This is a genomic window from Jezberella montanilacus, from assembly GCF_003003055.1.
GTDB lineage: Bacteria > Pseudomonadota > Gammaproteobacteria > Burkholderiales > Burkholderiaceae_B > Zwartia > Zwartia montanilacus.
The window spans coordinates 810,896-826,896 of record NZ_PVTV01000011.1 but is presented as its reverse complement, the minus strand read 5'-3'; the positions used below and the strand labels follow the sequence as shown (position 1 = coordinate 826,896).

The window sequence follows — 16,001 nt, the reverse complement described above, 5'->3', positions numbered from 1 at the left end:
GAATATTTAGTTTGCAACGGCGTTCTGGTCTGAACCGCTAAGTCCTCTCGTCTACTGAGTCGTGGCGGACATAATCTTTTTTAACTCAATTCCGTGCCCCATCGCCTGATAACCAGCTCGATTTGGATGGAGTTTTTCACCAGGGCCACCGGTCGTACTTTCAGGCACGAACTCGGCTTTCATTTCACCGGTTTTCATGTCCAAGGTGAGCGGATCAAACTCAATCACCCCAACAAAAAGGGGTGAATGGCGGATGAAGGCGTTTAATTCTTGTCTTTTAGCCTCCTGCTCAGCAGAGCCATGGGCTGCGCTTGTGCTGTTGAGCGCCGAGCCAACTGTGGCACCGATTACCTTGATCTTTGCGGTTTTCAGTTTATTAATGCCGGCGGTCATCGCTTCGATGACGGCTGCGCTGCTCGCATTACCGTTTTTGCTGAAGTCATTTATGCCCTCGAGCCAGATCAGGGCGTTGACGCCAGACAAGGAAATCACATCACGATCCAGTCGCATGCCCGAGGAAGGGCCTCCTGCAAAAGGCTTATTGGCGCTGTATTCGGCTGGTCCCGCAACTTGATTGCCACCGATCCCAGCGTTCAGTACGACCAATTTGTAACCGTACCTTGCGTGCAGGCGACGCGACAGCACATCCGGCCAGCGGTCGTCCCCATTCATGGTGGATGCGGTGCCGTCGGTAATAGAGTCACCAAAACACATCACCACCCGCGTGTCCGCTGGCAACTGCATATCAACCGCGTCTAGAAAAAACCATGATGCAGTGCTGTAAGGAAAGGCGTGTTCGGCAACATCCTGCGTCACTGAGCCGGCAGCGGGGGGTGTCAGGTAAGAGGTTTGCAGTGCCTTGGCGTGCCAGGTCATAGGGCCGCTTGTGCCGACCACGTGAAAACTTACCGCGAGCTTACGACCATCCAGTGCTGCAGACTGGGAAACAAATGGCAGGGCGACCCCGTCGCTCCAGACAGATTCGCCTGGCTTGATCGTGATGCTGTTTTTGCCAGCAAAGGTCAGGTGCTGATTGGTACCGGCAACGACGGCCGCACTGGCGAGTTGCAAACCCACATACACATCATCGAAGGTAATCGGTTGTGTTCCTAAGGCATTTGACAGCCGGATTCTTGTTTTGCGGCCCCACACGTCTGGCTTGATAATCAGTCTGAAGGATTGATTGTTCGCACCGATTTTTGCATCGGGAAACACAACGCTCTGATTAGGCTGCGCTGACGGGTTGCCCACCGGGTAAGGGCCTTGAACCGAGCCCACCCAAGTGGTGATCCATTTCTGAGTGTCGGCCATGGCGATCGAGGTACTCATAGCCAACACCATTAAAAGCGATAAAAAGCTTTTCATATATTCTCCGGGTTATTTTATTGGCGACGATCCATCAAGCGTTTTACTTTTGAGCTCTGTGACGTCAGCGTGAATTTATCTAATCCGCCTTTCGGGACGGGCGTGACGATGACTTTAACGCCCAGTACCTCTTTCATCCGTCGCTCCATGTCCTGTTTGATATCGGACACATCTGCTGACTCGTCGATTACTTCGATCCAGACATCCATCTGATCCACGCCTGCCTCACCAACGCGATCGACAAAACAGAAAAATTCGCCATTAGTCCTTTTATCCTCCAAGACAGCTGCGCCTACTGCTTCAGGGAATACATTTACCCCGCGTAGCTTGATCATGTTGTCGTTGCGACCAAAAATACGTTTTAAACGGCGAGAGGTGTTGCCGCAAGGACATGGCGTTGTGTGGAAAGCCGAAATGTCATTGACGTTAAAGCGAATTTGGGGGGCTCCATATTTGTAGAGCGTCGTGATGTAGGTCGTCCCTTTTTGACCATCTGGCAGAATTGCACCGGTTTCAGGATCTGCCATTTCAAGGATGAAGGCGTCTTCCATGACGTGCATGCCCGTTTGGTGCTGACATTCGGCAGCCAGCATACCGCTCTCATGTGTGCCATACATATCAAAGGCCTTCGCGCCCCAGAGATCCTCGAGCAACTCACGGTTTTCCATCCCAAGATGCGTACCCAATAATCTGATGCCAAGAGATTTAGGATCGATCCCCATTTCGTCTCGCGCAACAATCGCCATGTGTCGCAAGTAAGATGGAAATGCCAGTATTACCTTGACGCCCCAGGCTTTGATGATCTCAAGCTGTCGTCTTGTAGGGGTGTTGGCGCCGCTTCCTGTCATGACAGGAACCGCACCTGTGTAGCGCCAGATTGCTTCGCGCGGGGCCATTCCACCGTTACCCAGCCCAAGCGAGTAGGCCACCAGGACGAGGTCTCCCGGTACGATACCGTGCATGGCCATACGCCGTCCGCCCAGAATGGCCATGGTTTCGCGATCCTGTGGCGAATAAAGCATCGGTCGTGGCAGACCGGTTGTACCTCCACTTGTCTGCAAGACGAGTGGCATACGTTTTCCGTCTTCTGGACTAATACCCATGAAATCGCCAAAAGGAGGATTGCGCTCAATACTCTTGCGAATATCGTTCACGTCGTACACAGGTATCTTCGTTAGATCGTCAAGCCCTTTGATATCCCCAGGTGCCATGCCGTGGGCTTCCCAATGCAATTTGAAAAAAGGTATTTCCCAACCACGCTTTACAGTTTGTAAAAAACGTTCTTCTTGCAATTGATGAAGTTCGTCTTTGGATAGCTTTGCAGTCGTTTCGAAATAGGTGGGCGGCGGTGGGTAGTCGCGCCAGAGCTTTTCAAAATCCAGAGACCTGAAGTACCACGGTACGTGATTGGACGAACTTGGATCGTTAGTCACGTTAGTCATATCACTCATCAAATAAGGCCTCCGTGCCGACCGCCGTCGACATGTTGAACGGAGCCGGTTATGTAACCAGCCCAGGGTGAACATAGAAACGCCACCAGACCAGCAATTTCGTCCGGCTGACCGATGCGCCCCATAGGAATCTGTTTGGCCATTTGCGCAAGTTGATCTTGGTCAATTTGATGAGGAGTGCCCGACCCAAATACTGTGCCCAGACGGCCTGTCGCGATCCGGCCAGGACATATCGTGTTTACAGTGATGTTCTGCGCCGCAATTTCAAGCGATAGGGTTTTTGCATACCCAATGACACCCGCCCAGGTGGCGACCGATAATCCAAACTTCGCGATAGGCTGTATTGCGGACAGCGCTGTGATATTAACCACGCGACCCCAACCGTTTTTTTGCATCGATGGTAGAGCAGCTCGAGTGAGCCGGATGACACTCATCAGGTTTTGCTCGACAGCGCGTGCCCATGCAACATCATCAAACGATAGTATGTCACCCAGGGGAGGTGCCCCGTCGTTGTTGACAAGTATATCGATCTGACCAAACTTATCCAGCGCGCTATTTGTGATGCGCGAGCAGTCGTCAGCTTTGCGGATGTCCGCAACGATTGGCAGCGTAGTTGCACCTGTCTCTTTTTGAATTCGCTCGCAGGCTTCAACTAGTGGCTCTTCTTTGCGCGCCACCATCGCCACGCTTGCTCCTTCGCTTGCTAGCAAGTGGGCAATTGCGTATCCGATTCCTTGACTTGCACCGCCCACCAGAGCGAACTTTCCGTGCAACGCGAGATCCATTACTTGACCCCGTTTAAACCGAACAGACGTTCGGCATTTTTATAAAAGACTCGTTCAAGAATATCGTCGGTGTAACCGAGGTCCTTCCAGTCATTGACAAGTCGTTCGTAGCGGAAAAGGGGGTAGTCAGCCCCGAACATCACACGATCTTTAAGGCGGCTGCGAATCTCTTTTTTGAATGGATCGGTCAGATACTTCGGCGACCAGCCGTGCAATTCGCTCCAGACATTAGGCTTGTGAATCATGATCGATATCATTTCGTCTTGCCACGGCCAAGCCGGACGGCCTGTGATAATTTCAAGGTCAGGAAAATCGATCGCGAGTTCGTCGACGTAACGAGGATGGCATAAGTCCAGTTTGATGCCAGCGCCACCTCTCAAGCCTGCACCGGCACCTGTGTGACCCACGAGAACAAGCACAGGTCGTTTGTAGGCAAGTGCGACTTCATAAATGGGGCGGTAGATGGGATCGCTGGCTGCAAAACCAGTACCTGAGGACGACACACAAAAACTGACAAAACCGCTGCTCGCCTGAATGCAACGCTCGAATTCCTGTGCACCCTTTTCGCCGTGTCGCGGATCCAGCTGAATCCAGTTACCGAATATGCAGTCGCTGTATTTGGCCTGCGTCGCAATCGCATAATCGTGTAAGGGTATCACCTCCTCTATCGCCAAGTTCTTGGTAAAGCCAAAATCCAGAATGGTCCGCACGTCGTTCGCTCGCAAATAAGCGGCCATCTGTTCGTCAGTATCGTATTGAGGCGTTGAGTTCCAGGTGCTCTTTTGCTGAGCTAAGGCATCCGTAGTTCTCAATACGTAACCTCGCTCGGTACCCCAGTGGGAGTGGAGATCAAAAATTTTCATTGCTTATTCTGCCTTGATATTTGCAGCATTGATGATGGTTTCCCAGCGGTGCACTTCATCGTCCAGAAAAGTCTGTGTTTGAGCCAATGATCCGCCCGTAAACACCACGCCTTGTTCGCCTAGCTGTTTGATCATGTCAGGATCGCGGATCACTTCGTTGATTGACTGATTGAGCTTTTGCAGTACCTCTGGTGGTGTTTTTTTGGGCGCGAATATCATGTACCAAGCGCTCATTTCAAAGCCTTTCACACCCGCCTCGTCCATGGTTGGAATGTCGGGCGCGAGCGGTGATCGTTTTGGGCCAGTGGTTGCAAACGCCTTCAACTTGCCAGTTCGCACCAATGGAATTGATGTCGTGATGGTGTCGAACATAACGGAGGTATGTCCCCCCAACAAATCAGCTAAGGCGGGCGCGTTGCCCTTGTATGGCACATGCAGCAAAGATACACCCGTCATGTGTTTGAACATTTCAGCTGACAGATGCGCTCCGGCTCCTGCTCCGCCCGATGCGTATGTGTATTTGTCTGGATTGGTTTTAAACAACGCGATCAAGTCCTGCACCGAATTGGCCTCGAGCGAAGGCGCACTGACTAAAATCAGCGGGATATAGCCGACATAGGCGACCGGTACAAGATCGCTATCCAGATCGTAAGGTAGACTTTTAAGCAGAAACTTATTGGTTGCCAGCACCGAATAACCCATTAACAGGGTAGTGCCGTCAGCCGGAGATTTAGCAACAAAGTCAGTGCCGACCAGTGCACTTGCGCCTGACTTGTTTTCGACGATAACAGGAACGCCGTAAGCAATCTGAAGCTTTTGTGCAATTGCTCTGGCGAGCATGTCAACGCCACCGCCAGCCGGCACCGGAGCAATCATGTGAATTGGCTGGGTAGGCCAAGATTGTGCCGCGGCAAAGCTAATGCCGCTTACAAAAAGCACGACTATCCATCTTAGCGTCCTGCAAGCGATGCTGAATCCAGTCGTATTCATTTCGTCCCCCCTTCCGGTAGCTACGTTGGCTCACCTTTGAATTTAGGTTACTGATATGTTGTTCTTGATGCAAGTTAAAGTGTGGTTAGCATTGAATTAAACTTCATGCGAACAAGAAAATGATAAGCGAGGCACGATGAAGAATGAACGACTTTTAGGGTTTGTTCGCAGTTTTAGCTCGTTTCTTGCAGTAGACCGATCCGAGCCTGCAATTCTGGTCGAGGGCGCCCGTTTGCTTGCAAGCCTTGTGGAGCAGGATGACTGGCTACAAGAGGAGTTCGCTCGCCCCGATCCCACCTTTTACCAGCAATATTTGCTGTATGCAGATCCTTTAGAGCGATTCTCTATGGTCAGTTTCGTTTGGGGACCTGGCCAGAAAACGCCAGTGCATGACCACATGACGTGGGGCTTAATCGGGATGTTGCGAGGTCAAGAACTGGACACACGCTTTCATTTGCAAGCTGACGGTAGTCTCAAACCAGGTGAAACAAGAATATTGGCGCCCGGTCAGGTTGCTTATGTTTCACCCGCAACGCACGATGTGCATCAAGTCGCCAATTACTATTCTGATCAAACCTCAATCAGTATTCACGTCTACGGCGGCAACATCGGCCGCATCAGTCGCCATGTATTCGATCCTTCGACGGGCACACCCAAAACATTTATATCGGGTTATGGCAACGACGTCGTACCTAATCTTTGGAGATAGTTGAATATGTCATCCCAGAAATTGAATGCCCCATCAATGGTTGAGTTCGAGTTTGTTCGCTCACGTTTACTCGCGCGCGAAGAAATTGCTTTCCTTGATGTGAGAGAAGAGCATCCCCACGCGCTCGGGCATCCCCTGTTCGCCGCGAACTTGCCCCTGGCGCGCATCGAGGTTGATGCATTCTCTAAATTGCCTCGTAAAGATGTTGTCATCGTTACCTTTGATGAAGGCGGTGAGGACACCACTGCAATGATGGCCGCTGAGCGTTTGATGGGTTTCGGCTATTCACAGGTACATGTTTTTACGCAAGGCCTAACTGGTTGGAAGCAGGCTGGCGGGGAAGTCTTTATTGATGTCAATGTACCGAGTAAATCCTTTGGCGAGCTTGTCGAATCCAAAGTGCATACGCCCTCGTTGTCGGCACAAGAGGTCAAGGCGCTGATTGATGAGGGGGCTGACGTCCTGATCGTTGATGCTCGTCGCTTTGACGAGTATCAGACTATGAGTATCCCGAGCGCCATCAGTTGTCCGGGGGCAGAGCTTGTTTTGCGTGTCCCGGAGCTAGCACCTAATCCTAATACCCGGGTCATCGTCAATTGCGCAGGCAGGACACGCAGCATTATTGGAACCCAGTCCTTGATTAACGCAGGTATCCCTAATCAAGTCAGTGCGCTGCGCAATGGCACCATTGGCTGGGTGTTGGCTGATCAGAAGTTAGACAAGGGTGCCGCAAAACGCTTTACTGAGGTATCGACCACAACGAGAGAGCAATCGGCGACAAAGGCTAGGCAAGTGGCAGATCGGGCTGGGGTTAAAAGAGCCAGCATCCAGGATTTGGAAGCGTGGCGGCAGCAAACAGCACGAACCACTTATTTTTTTGACACCAGAACACCAGAGGAGTTTGCAGCGGGGCATCTTGAGGGCTTTAGATCGACACCAGGCGGGCAGCTGGTTCAGGAGACCGAGATGGTCGCGGCGGTTCGAGGCGCAAGGCTGGTCTTGAGCGATACAGATGGGGTGCGTGCGAATATGACTGCCTCGTGGCTGGCTCAGATGGCTTGGGATGTCTATGTACTTGATGGAGAAAGTATGGATGACATGCAAGAGACAGGCGTGTGGGTTGGCTCAACGCCAGATCTGCCGGACGTCAAGATGATAGAAGTTGGTGATTTAGCGGATCAAATGAACGACTCCAGCGATATCGTTGTAGTTGATCTGGGTAAACAAGCGGCCTACATCAAAGGTCATATCCCCGGCGCCTGGCATTTGTTACGTTCTCGCATTGTCGAAGATGCTGCTCGCTTACCATCTGATAAACGCTATGTATTGGTCTGCGCGGACGGTAAGCTGTCGGCTTTCGCCGCGAACGAATTCCAACGTCAAGTTCACACGGATGTTGAAGTGCTGGAGGGCGGCTTAGCTGCTTGGGTAGCTGCAGGCTTTCCGCTCGATTCAGGAGATGCCAATTGCCTTTCGCCGACACTTGATCGGTATAAGCGCCCTTATGAAGGCATGGACAATCGCAAAGAAGCCATGCAGGCTTATTTGGACTGGGAGTTTGGCCTGATCGAACAATTAAGACGGGACGGCACCCATCATTTCTGGGTACTAGAGCCGAGCGCCTGAACGCTCGGCACTGTCTTGCACTAGGCTTACTTCAGGACAGCACTTTCCTCTGCTGCCTGAATTAAAGTTTTAGCATCCTCAGGCAGCAAGAACCCCTCTTTCATTGCTCGCTCAGTTGCACGAGTCACTGCGGTGACATAGCCTTGGTGATCGGCATAGCGGGCTTGCAAAGATTGGCGTGGGTCTTTGTTGGTCAGACGCTCTTGCTCAGTCTTCGCAAACGGGATCATGCCACCGACATAATTGCAAATTTGCCCTTTGTGAAAAGGTTTGGCACCGTCGGCAGTGATGTTCCAGCCAAGATAGGTTCCGAGCGGTGCATCCAGTAACACTACAGGGACACCGCCCAATTCATTACCATCCGCATCGACTTTTGGTGCGTACATGGGCAAAATTTGTTTGATATGAGGCGGAACGTTTGTCGGCACGCCCTTGGCATCAATCACTTCGAACTCTGGGCCGAAGACGTAATCGATGACTGGCAGGATGAAGTCTTTTTCTGGGACGGTCGATCTCAGGCCCGGTAAAGTTGGGAACCCAATCGCTGATTTCTCAGCTAAGGCCAAGGTGCCTGACCCTGCGCCCGGTGCGGCTGCCAAGGTTGGATAGCGACTGGCTGGTGGCTCAGTGCCTTTCATTACCCAGTTGCGGAAGTGCAAGCGAATGGCATTTACCGTTTCTCTGTGCGGCACTGGATTGGCCGGTAAAACACCGATACCGAAATTATTGCCGGGGCACTCGGCCCCTGCAACTGGAAGTCCTGCACCTGCGATACTCGAATTGAACCCACCAGCTCCGCCGCCATGATTGCTGCTGGCAATGTAATAGCGTCTCACGTTGGGTGGTAATGGCAAATCAGCTTTCGCATCGGTGCCAATCCACTCTGGGGTAAGTTTTAAGGCCCAGACCTCAGCGGAGCCAAAATGTTCAACGATTTTCGGGCACGTGTTGGTTGAGGTGCAGCGATCCAGAATACCCGCCGCGGGCAGGTGACGTAAAGGATCCTCTTTGGGTAGCCACCACTGCGGGCCTTCACTACCCGCTTGATACAGCTCAAGCACGCCATCAGGTTGCGCCCAGCGAGAATTCAATGAGATGCGTCGGCCAGCTATGATTGGCCAAGCGCCGTCATGAACGATTTTGCCTTGCTCATCTTGATTGAAGCCAAGGTGCAACCAGCCCCGTACGAAGTTTCCTGACTGTGATACCCCTCTGGCGATGCTGTGTGTCACCATCTTGGCAATGGGGTTGGCTGTGCCGACATCGTCCTGCTGCGCAGTTTTGAAAAACTGACCGACATCGCGAAAGGCTGCGAATCCAATCCCCAGCACATAGGCATCTGCAGAAGTAAACACAACTTGATAGAGTTTGTCTTTATCAAAACCCGCTCTCAAACAAATGTGTGTCGGATCGGGTTGGCCAGGAAAAGGGTGCGTAGCATCGCATTTTGCCCAGGCCCAATCTTTGGATAGGACGACCTGCTCGCCAATGACTTCACCCGTGGTTGTCTCACCGCTCCGAGCGGTCAATTGCGCTTTGCTTGTATCCAGTGACACTGGCTTGTAAGGCACAGGATTCGTTTGCACGATCAGCGGTTGTGAATCCAGACCAGAGCGATTCACGATTCGGCCCATCACCAGGCCGGTAACGGAGGATCCGTCAGCGTTTTTAGCAACAGGCACCTTCAGAAACTGCATGCCTAACGCTGTTGCAGTCGGGCGTACCCTGGTGGCACCGGCGTTATCGCCCTGCCAGCCACTAGCGAGATAGATGTCGCCAGCCAACTGCTCTTCGGGTGCAAAAGGGAACACTCGACCACGATTGGGTACTTCGTGCCACAACAGTCCACTTGCCTGCTTGCCATCCACAGGTTTATAGATCACGAATGACGCTTCGTAACGCACTTTGCCATCAGTATCCTTGGCTAACTGGATATCTTGAATCAGGGCGTTTTGCGGCAGACTAGGGTCGAGCTCGCCAAAGGCTCGACCAGCCACCATTTGATAGGGGATCTTTACATCTTTGTTTAAGGCGGTTGTGGGTAATGGCACGGTTTCATCGATGACGATTTTGGTGACGTGTGCCTGTGCAATCGACGCCACCAAGACAGCGCCCAGCGCGACAGCGGCGAATTTTCCTGCAAAGACTTTCTTCGTTTTAACCATGCTGACGCTGGTATTTACTTTTTTCATGCTTGTCTCCTACCTCGTTATGTTTATGTTTTGGGTATGGATTTTAGAAAGTCTGAGAGTTCGTTTTTCCACCACCTTGCCTGGCCGGTTGTGCCGTGACCTGAGGTTTTTGCACTGGCAGGAATCAAGTGCAGCTTTGCATTTTTTATCCGCTTGAGTTGCTCGTCGAGGCCCAGCTCTGGTGGATTCCGCTCATCGTCTGCTGAATTAATCATCAGTACAGGTGCGACGATTTTTTCAAGATCGGCGGATGGATTGTAGTCTCGTGACGAGTCCCATTGGTATAGCAAATCATTGGCATCGCCAGTAAACGGGACGTTCATCCGAGCAGCGATCAACTTATCCGCAGCAGCCCGAGTAGGTGCCAGTGCATAAAGCCCTTGATTACCGCCGCTCATCGCGAATTGAAAGTAAGTGATGGCAAACTGCGCGCTAGGCGGCTGTTGGGTGTAGTCACCGTTTTTCCAGAGTGGATCTTGTCTGATCGAGTCTGTCAACATGCGACGCATGATCCAGTTGCGCCCAGACATCTCGATTGGGAGGGAGGCCATGGGGGCGAGCGCATCCATGAAGTCTGGGTATTTGATCCCCCAGAGCCAGGTTTGCATGCCCCCCATCGAGTTACCCATGACGAGGCGCAAGTGTTTAAGGCCGAGCCCTTCAGTAATCAAGCGGTACTGACCAAGAACCATGTCATCGTAGTTGTATAGCGGAAACTTTGCTTTTAATCCATCAGACGGTTTAGATGATTGACCGGTGCCAATCGCATCGGGCATGATGACAAAATATTTGCTGGCATCCAGTGCCTGCCCCGGACCGAATAGTTCGTCTGCAAACCCGGGTTTGATCAGACCGGATCCCGAGCCGCCCGTACCATGTAAAAACAGCACAGGTATACCTTTGGCATCACCAACCGTCGTGTAGCCAAGCTTGAGATTCTCGATGGTTTCACCGGTATGGAACTTGAATGTTTTTGCAGTCCAAACGGCTTCTTTGGGTGTAGGGTAATGAGTCACAAGATCGGCCGCCTGAGCTCCCACGATGGACAAGGACAGGATTGCCAAGCTTGCCCGTATTTTCTTGATCATGAACATGGGATTGGTTTCTGGTTGAGGAGTGTATGAGTTGCTTCGCGGTAAACGTCAGAACAAACCGATAATTCGACCGCTGTCGTCGACGTCTATTGCGTTGGCTGCGGGGGTAACAGGCAGACCTGGCATCGTCATGATGTCGCCACAGACCATGACAACAAATTCCGCGCCAGCAGACAAGCGCACCTCGCGGATGTTGACGGTGTGCCCGCTCGGTGCGCCCCGCAGGGTGGCATCCGTCGAAAACGAGTATTGAGTTTTGGCAATGCATACGGGTAGCTGGCCGTAACCGTTTTGTTCTAGTTGCTCAATTTGCGCGCGCACTTTTTTATCGGCTGAAATATCCGCTGCCCCATAGGTTTTGGTGGCGATTGCGTGAACCTTATCCCACAACGAATCGTTATCCTGGTACAAAAATTTAAACTCGCTAGGTTGTTCGCACAAATCGACGACCACCCTCGCAAGTTCGGCAGCCCCAGCACCACCCTCAGCCCAATGACGGGCAAGGACTACGTTTACGCCTTCTGCAGCCAAACTGGCTTTTAGTTGTTCGACTTCTGCGTCAGTATCTTCAGTGCGATGATTGATAGCGACCACGCAGGGCAAACCGAAATTGTTTTTGATGTTGTTGACGTGCCGCTTCAAATTAACTAAGCCTGCCTCAAGTGCCACGAGGTTTTCTTTCGGGGTGTCTTTGACTTCAACCCCGCCGTGATACTTCAACGCCCGCAGGGTTGCGACAATGACAACAGCCGATGGTCTGAGCCCCGATTTGCGACACTTGATATCGAAAAACTTTTCAGCACCAAGATCTGCCCCAAAGCCCGCCTCTGTCACAACGTAATCTGCCAGCTTTAAGGCTGTTGTGGTGGCGAGGACGCTATTGCAACCGTGTGCGATGTTGGCAAAAGGCCCCCCGTGCACAAACGCAAGATTGTTTTCGAGCGTTTGCACAACATTGGGCGCCAGGGCGTCTTTCAGCAACGCTGTCATCGCGCCCTGCGCTTTTAGATCACTTGCAAGGATGGGCGTTTTATCGACTGTGTAGCCTACAACAATCTTGCTCAGACGGTGTTTAAGGTCGGCAATACTAGTGGCTAAACAGAAGATCGCCATGACTTCGGATGCAACCACGATATCAAAGTGATCTTGTCGCGGATAGCCGTTGGCCGGGCCGCCCAAACCGACCACCATATCCCGCAGCGCGCGATCATTAATATCCATGACACGTCGCCAGGTGATGCGACGAAGATCAAATCCAAGCGAATTACCGTGATGAATATGGTTGTCGATCAACGCGGCCAGCAGGTTGTTGGCTAACGCGATGGCGTTGAAATCGCCGGTAAAGTGAAGATTGATATCTTCCATCGGCACGACTTGCGCCATGCCTCCGCCAGCGGCGCCGCCTTTCATGCCAAATACGGGTCCGAGAGAGGGTTCGCGCAAGCAGATAATGCTGCGCTTGCCGATGTGGTTGAGCCCGTCCCCTAAACCAACGGTCGTCGTTGTTTTGCCCTCACCTGCAGGCGTGGGTGAAATCGCCGTCACAAGGATCAGTTTGCCATTTGGCCGATCGGCGAGAGTATTGATGTAATCAAGGGAAATTTTTGCTTTGAAGCGCCCGTAGGGTTCAAGCTGGTCTTCAGGGATGCCTGCGCTTTGCTGAGCTAATTGAATAATGGGTTTTTTAACGGCCTTTTGGGCAATTTCGATATCGCTGAGCATCTGATGTCTCGACTGACAAATAAGTTATTGTTGACCGAATCATACCCCCTAGCGCTCAAGCGGTTTTCTTGGGCCAGAGAATCATTTGAGTACAACGGAATAGTGCGATTTTCTTGCCAGTTTGTTCATCGCTGACTACGGCGTCCCAGACGTGTGTATTGTTGCCTAAGTGCTGCGCCGTTGCGGTGCATGCTGCAACCCCCTCGCGCAGCGTGCCGAGGTGATTGCTTTTGAGCTCGATTGTTGTGAAGGATTGCGAGCCTTCTGGCAGATGAGCCATCGTCGCAAAGCCACAGGTAGTATCTGCAAGAGCCACGACACTGGCAGCATGTAAATATCCGTTGGGTGCCATGTGTAAGGGTTGTATCGGCATTCTGCCTTTGACCTCACCCTGCGCCAGATCGATGATTTCTATGCCCATCATGCCGGGCAAATTGCCAGTGGCTCGTTGTTTGAATTTTTCGAGTGTTTGATCAGCTCTCAGTTTGCTCATTGACGATCCTAGTCAGTCACTTGTCATTTTTCAGATTGGCAGAAATAGTAATACCAAAAGCAAGCGACAGTGGCTGACTGGATTCAAACAAAGCTTGATCCAAACAATTAATTTTGCCTGGCTAGATACTTTGCGCGCATGGGCTTTAGAACGAATAAGGCGAGCACGGCAGCCGTTGCGTCCAACACAATCATCACCATGAAGACAGGAACCCAACTGCCGCTTGCACCGTAAATCATCGCAGCAATGGGACCGCCGAGAATCGAACCGATGCCCTGTGCCATGTAAAGAAAGCCGTAGTTGGTCGTCGCATGTTTTTCACCAAAAGTGTCTGTGAGCGTTGAAGGGAAAAGCGAAAAGATTTCGCCCCAACCAAAAAAGACCACGCCAGACAGCAGCACAAACAAGACTGGGTCTTGGCGGAAATTAAGCCAGGCGAACATTGCAATCGCCTCGAGGCCGAAAGCGATGAACATCGTGTTTTCCCGACCCAGACGATCAGAGATAAAGCCAAACAGCGGACGGGTCAAGCCGTTAGTAAACCGGTCAATCGTCAACGCCAATGGCAGGGCAGCCATGCCCCACACCATCGCATCTGCCACCCCAAAATTCTTCGCGAAGGCACCCATTTGAGAGATCACCATCAACCCGGAGGTCGACATCATGGTCATCATTGCAAACATGAGCCAGAAAATCGGTGTTTTTAGCATCGTCAGTGGCTTAACTGACTGAACTTTTGTACTTGAACCAACGCCGTCGGCAATGGCTTGCGTCAGTGACGCAGGGATGCGAAGCCCTTGAGCGGCGATCATCCCCACGATTGCCATCAAGCCGCCGAACATCGTCAAAGTCTGCTGGAATCCGTTTTGTGTCAAACTCGATGAAATCGGAAATGTTGTGACGATTGCGCCCATGCCATAACCCGCTGCAACCATACCGACGGCAAATCCACGTGATGTTGGAAACCAGCGAACCATCAAACCAACGACGCCAACGTAAACAATCCCAGTGCCTAATCCGCCAAGTAAGCCATAGGTCATGTAGAGACCCCAAACGGATGTTATCTGTGCCGACAAAATCCAACTCAGGCCTGTCAGCAAGGCGCCCAGTGTCAGCAACAAACGGGGTCCGAAACGATCAACAAGATAGCCTTGAAATGGCGAAAAAAATGTTTGCAACACAATCAAAATAGAAAACGTGACCTGCAAAGCAGCTAACTCAACCTTCAATTCAGCTAAGAAAGGTTTGGTGAACAGTGCCCAAACGTATTGCGGACTGGATATTGCCATCATGCAGAGCAATCCAAGTAGCAACTGCACCCATTTTGAATGCAGGAGACTTTGCTTTGTCTCTGAGGGAGGGAGGGTTGTGGTGCTGGCGGTCATGAGCTTTCCTTTGGAACAAAACTTTGTGTTGATGCTGAAGCAAAAAATATGCCATCTATTTGTTTCTTGTCGCGACTGCCGCAAACGGGTAAAACAGAAGTTTCAGTGGTCTGATGCACCTCTTTGAGGCATTTGCCCGTTTTATTCAACGACTTCACGAGTCACTATGAAAATTATTGTGCTTCCCGGCGATGGTATAGGTCCTGAAACCGTCTCGGTTGCAGTTGATGCCTTGGCTGTTATTTCGCAGAAGTTCCGCCTCGGCTTAAAACTCGAACACGATATCGCCGGCCACGACAGTCTTAAGCTGCACGGTACGACCCTTCGTCCGCATCTGCTTGACGCTGTCAAAAATGCAGATGGCCTGTTGTTAGGTCCGATGTCAACCTACGACTTCAAAGACGAGTCCAAGGGTGAGATCAATCCCTCCAAATACTTTCGCAAGAGCCTCGATTTATTTGCCAATATCCGTCCAGCTAAGACTTTCGATGGCGCGCAAACGCGCTACGGCAAGCTGGATTTAGTGGTCGTACGTGAAAATACCGAGGGTTTTTATGCCGATCGTAATGTCGAGTCTGGCAGCAGCGAGATGCTCATCACCCCTGACGTAGTGGTGTCTTTACGCCGGATTACGCGAGACTGCTGTTTGCGGATTGCTCGCTCGGCATTCGAGCTTGCCATGATCCGGCGCAAGCATTTGACTGTGGTTCACAAGGCTAACGTACTGCGCATAGGAGATGGGATGTTCATCGATATGTGTCGCGAGGTGGGCAGGGAGTTTCCCGAGGTGACGGTTGAAGAAATCATCGTGGACGCGATGATGGCGCACGTCGTTCGAGCCCCTGAGCGGTTTGATGTGATTGTGACAACCAATATGTTTGGCGATATTTTGTCGGACTTGACGGCCGAATTGTCGGGTAGCCTCGGGATGGCGGCGTCGGTCAATGCGGGCGCTCAATATGCTATGGCGCAAGCTGCTCACGGATCCGCGCCAGACATTGCTGGTCAGAATATAGCCAACCCTTTTTCTCAGGTGTGGTCTGCAAGTATGTTGCTCGCCTGGTACGGACAGCGCCAGGGGAGGTCAGAATTTGTTCAGGCGAGCCGCGCGATGGATCACCATATGGCTTCAGCAATCGCTGCGCGAGAGTCAACTCGGGATATGGGTGGGCTGTTAGGGACGAGAGAAACAGGCGCGGCTTTTATTAAGCGATTGGCGACCATTTAAGCCTGAAAACAGCAAAAAACAACACTTATTGCCAGTTTATCGGTCATTTACGGGCTTGACTTCGTAAAAAAAATTGGAATGCTTGTGTTAGGAGCGTA

Annotated in this window: 13 protein-coding genes; 3 read left to right on the top strand and 10 right to left on the bottom strand. The window is 51.7% G+C overall.

Translation table 11 applies throughout. The features are described from left to right. Positions 1-51: 51 nt before the first annotated feature. The 5 genes from BCM14_RS05485 to BCM14_RS05465 are packed head-to-tail and all read right to left on the bottom strand — an operon-like array spanning position 52 to position 5,454. Positions 52-1,365, bottom strand: coding sequence for a GDSL-type esterase/lipase family protein (locus tag BCM14_RS05485; RefSeq protein ID WP_106226936.1), 1,314 nt, complete (start codon positions 1,363-1,365; stop codon positions 52-54). Positions 1,366-1,382: 17 nt separating this feature from the next. After that, the gene (locus BCM14_RS05480; protein WP_259673432.1) at positions 1,383-2,816 is read right to left on the bottom strand and encodes a phenylacetate--CoA ligase family protein; all 1,434 of its coding nucleotides are present in this window, start codon (positions 2,814-2,816) and stop codon (positions 1,383-1,385) included. Continuing rightward, positions 2,816-3,601, bottom strand: a complete 786-nt coding sequence (locus BCM14_RS05475; RefSeq protein ID WP_106227065.1) for an SDR family oxidoreductase — start codon at positions 3,599-3,601, stop codon at positions 2,816-2,818. Before BCM14_RS05475 ends, BCM14_RS05480 begins: the two co-directional genes overlap by 1 nt. Next, positions 3,601-4,464 (bottom strand): amidohydrolase family protein, encoded by an 864-nt coding sequence (locus BCM14_RS05470; RefSeq protein ID WP_106226934.1) that lies wholly within the window; start codon positions 4,462-4,464, stop codon positions 3,601-3,603. Before BCM14_RS05470 ends, BCM14_RS05475 begins: the two co-directional genes overlap by 1 nt. Positions 4,465-4,467: 3 nt before the next feature. Then, positions 4,468-5,454, bottom strand: a complete 987-nt coding sequence (locus BCM14_RS05465; RefSeq protein ID WP_106226933.1) for a Bug family tripartite tricarboxylate transporter substrate binding protein — start codon at positions 5,452-5,454, stop codon at positions 4,468-4,470. A gap of 136 nt (positions 5,455-5,590) precedes the next feature. On the opposite strand from BCM14_RS05465, the gene BCM14_RS05460 reads away from it, so the two are divergent. After that, positions 5,591-6,163, top strand: coding sequence for a cysteine dioxygenase family protein (locus BCM14_RS05460; RefSeq protein ID WP_106226932.1), 573 nt, complete (start codon positions 5,591-5,593; stop codon positions 6,161-6,163). Positions 6,164-6,169: 6 nt separating this feature from the next. Then, positions 6,170-7,789: a rhodanese-like domain-containing protein gene (locus tag BCM14_RS05455; RefSeq protein ID WP_259673431.1), complete on the top strand. Its 1,620-nt coding sequence runs from the start codon at positions 6,170-6,172 to the stop codon at positions 7,787-7,789. A gap of 26 nt (positions 7,790-7,815) precedes the next feature. Here the strand turns inward: BCM14_RS05455 and BCM14_RS05450 are convergent, their stop codons facing one another. The 5 genes from BCM14_RS05450 to oxlT form a co-directional block, all read right to left on the bottom strand. Beyond that, on the bottom strand, positions 7,816-9,981 hold the full coding sequence (locus BCM14_RS05450) for an alpha/beta hydrolase domain-containing protein (RefSeq protein ID WP_259673430.1): 2,166 nt from the start codon (positions 9,979-9,981) through the stop codon (positions 7,816-7,818). Between the two features lie 23 nt (positions 9,982-10,004). After that, a complete protein-coding gene (locus tag BCM14_RS05445) occupies positions 10,005-11,069 on the bottom strand; it encodes an alpha/beta fold hydrolase (protein ID WP_375318462.1) in 1,065 nt (354 codons plus the stop codon). A 54-nt stretch (positions 11,070-11,123) separates the two neighbouring features. Next, complete coding sequence (locus BCM14_RS05440; protein ID WP_106226929.1) at positions 11,124-12,797, bottom strand: formate--tetrahydrofolate ligase; 1,674 nt, start codon at positions 12,795-12,797, stop codon at positions 11,124-11,126. A gap of 55 nt (positions 12,798-12,852) precedes the next feature. Next, positions 12,853-13,290, bottom strand: a complete 438-nt coding sequence (locus tag BCM14_RS05435) for a PaaI family thioesterase (protein WP_106226928.1) — start codon at positions 13,288-13,290, stop codon at positions 12,853-12,855. A gap of 107 nt (positions 13,291-13,397) precedes the next feature. Continuing rightward, a complete protein-coding gene (gene oxlT / locus BCM14_RS05430) occupies positions 13,398-14,675 on the bottom strand; it encodes an oxalate/formate MFS antiporter (protein WP_106226927.1) in 1,278 nt (425 codons plus the stop codon). 166 nt (positions 14,676-14,841) lie between these two features. Here oxlT and BCM14_RS05425 point away from each other — a divergent pair, with 166 nt between their 5' ends. Then, positions 14,842-15,903 (top strand): isocitrate/isopropylmalate dehydrogenase family protein, encoded by a 1,062-nt coding sequence (locus BCM14_RS05425; protein ID WP_106226926.1) that lies wholly within the window; start codon positions 14,842-14,844, stop codon positions 15,901-15,903. Positions 15,904-16,001 lie beyond the last annotated feature (98 nt).

Bases quoted from the DNA above. Each gene is read 5' to 3' on its own strand.
- BCM14_RS05445 (WP_375318462.1), bottom strand. From the start codon at position 11,069: ATGATCAAGAAAATACGGGCAAGCTTGGCAATCCTGTCCTTGTCCATC.
- BCM14_RS05460 (WP_106226932.1), top strand. From the start codon at position 5,591: ATGAAGAATGAACGACTTTTAGGGTTTGTTCGCAGTTTTAGCTCGTTT.
- BCM14_RS05465 (WP_106226933.1), bottom strand. From the start codon at position 5,454: ATGAATACGACTGGATTCAGCATCGCTTGCAGGACGCTAAGATGGATA.
- BCM14_RS05470 (WP_106226934.1), bottom strand. From the start codon at position 4,464: ATGAAAATTTTTGATCTCCACTCCCACTGGGGTACCGAGCGAGGTTAC.
- BCM14_RS05485 (WP_106226936.1), bottom strand. From the start codon at position 1,365: ATGAAAAGCTTTTTATCGCTTTTAATGGTGTTGGCTATGAGTACCTCG.
- BCM14_RS05440 (WP_106226929.1), bottom strand. From the start codon at position 12,797: ATGCTCAGCGATATCGAAATTGCCCAAAAGGCCGTTAAAAAACCCATT.
- BCM14_RS05435 (WP_106226928.1), bottom strand. From the start codon at position 13,290: ATGAGCAAACTGAGAGCTGATCAAACACTCGAAAAATTCAAACAACGA.
- BCM14_RS05425 (WP_106226926.1), top strand. From the start codon at position 14,842: ATGAAAATTATTGTGCTTCCCGGCGATGGTATAGGTCCTGAAACCGTC.
- BCM14_RS05480 (WP_259673432.1), bottom strand. From the start codon at position 2,816: ATGAGTGATATGACTAACGTGACTAACGATCCAAGTTCGTCCAATCAC.
- oxlT (WP_106226927.1), bottom strand. From the start codon at position 14,675: ATGACCGCCAGCACCACAACCCTCCCTCCCTCAGAGACAAAGCAAAGT.
- BCM14_RS05455 (WP_259673431.1), top strand. From the start codon at position 6,170: ATGTCATCCCAGAAATTGAATGCCCCATCAATGGTTGAGTTCGAGTTT.
- BCM14_RS05475 (WP_106227065.1), bottom strand. From the start codon at position 3,601: ATGGATCTCGCGTTGCACGGAAAGTTCGCTCTGGTGGGCGGTGCAAGT.
- BCM14_RS05450 (WP_259673430.1), bottom strand. From the start codon at position 9,981: ATGAAAAAAGTAAATACCAGCGTCAGCATGGTTAAAACGAAGAAAGTC.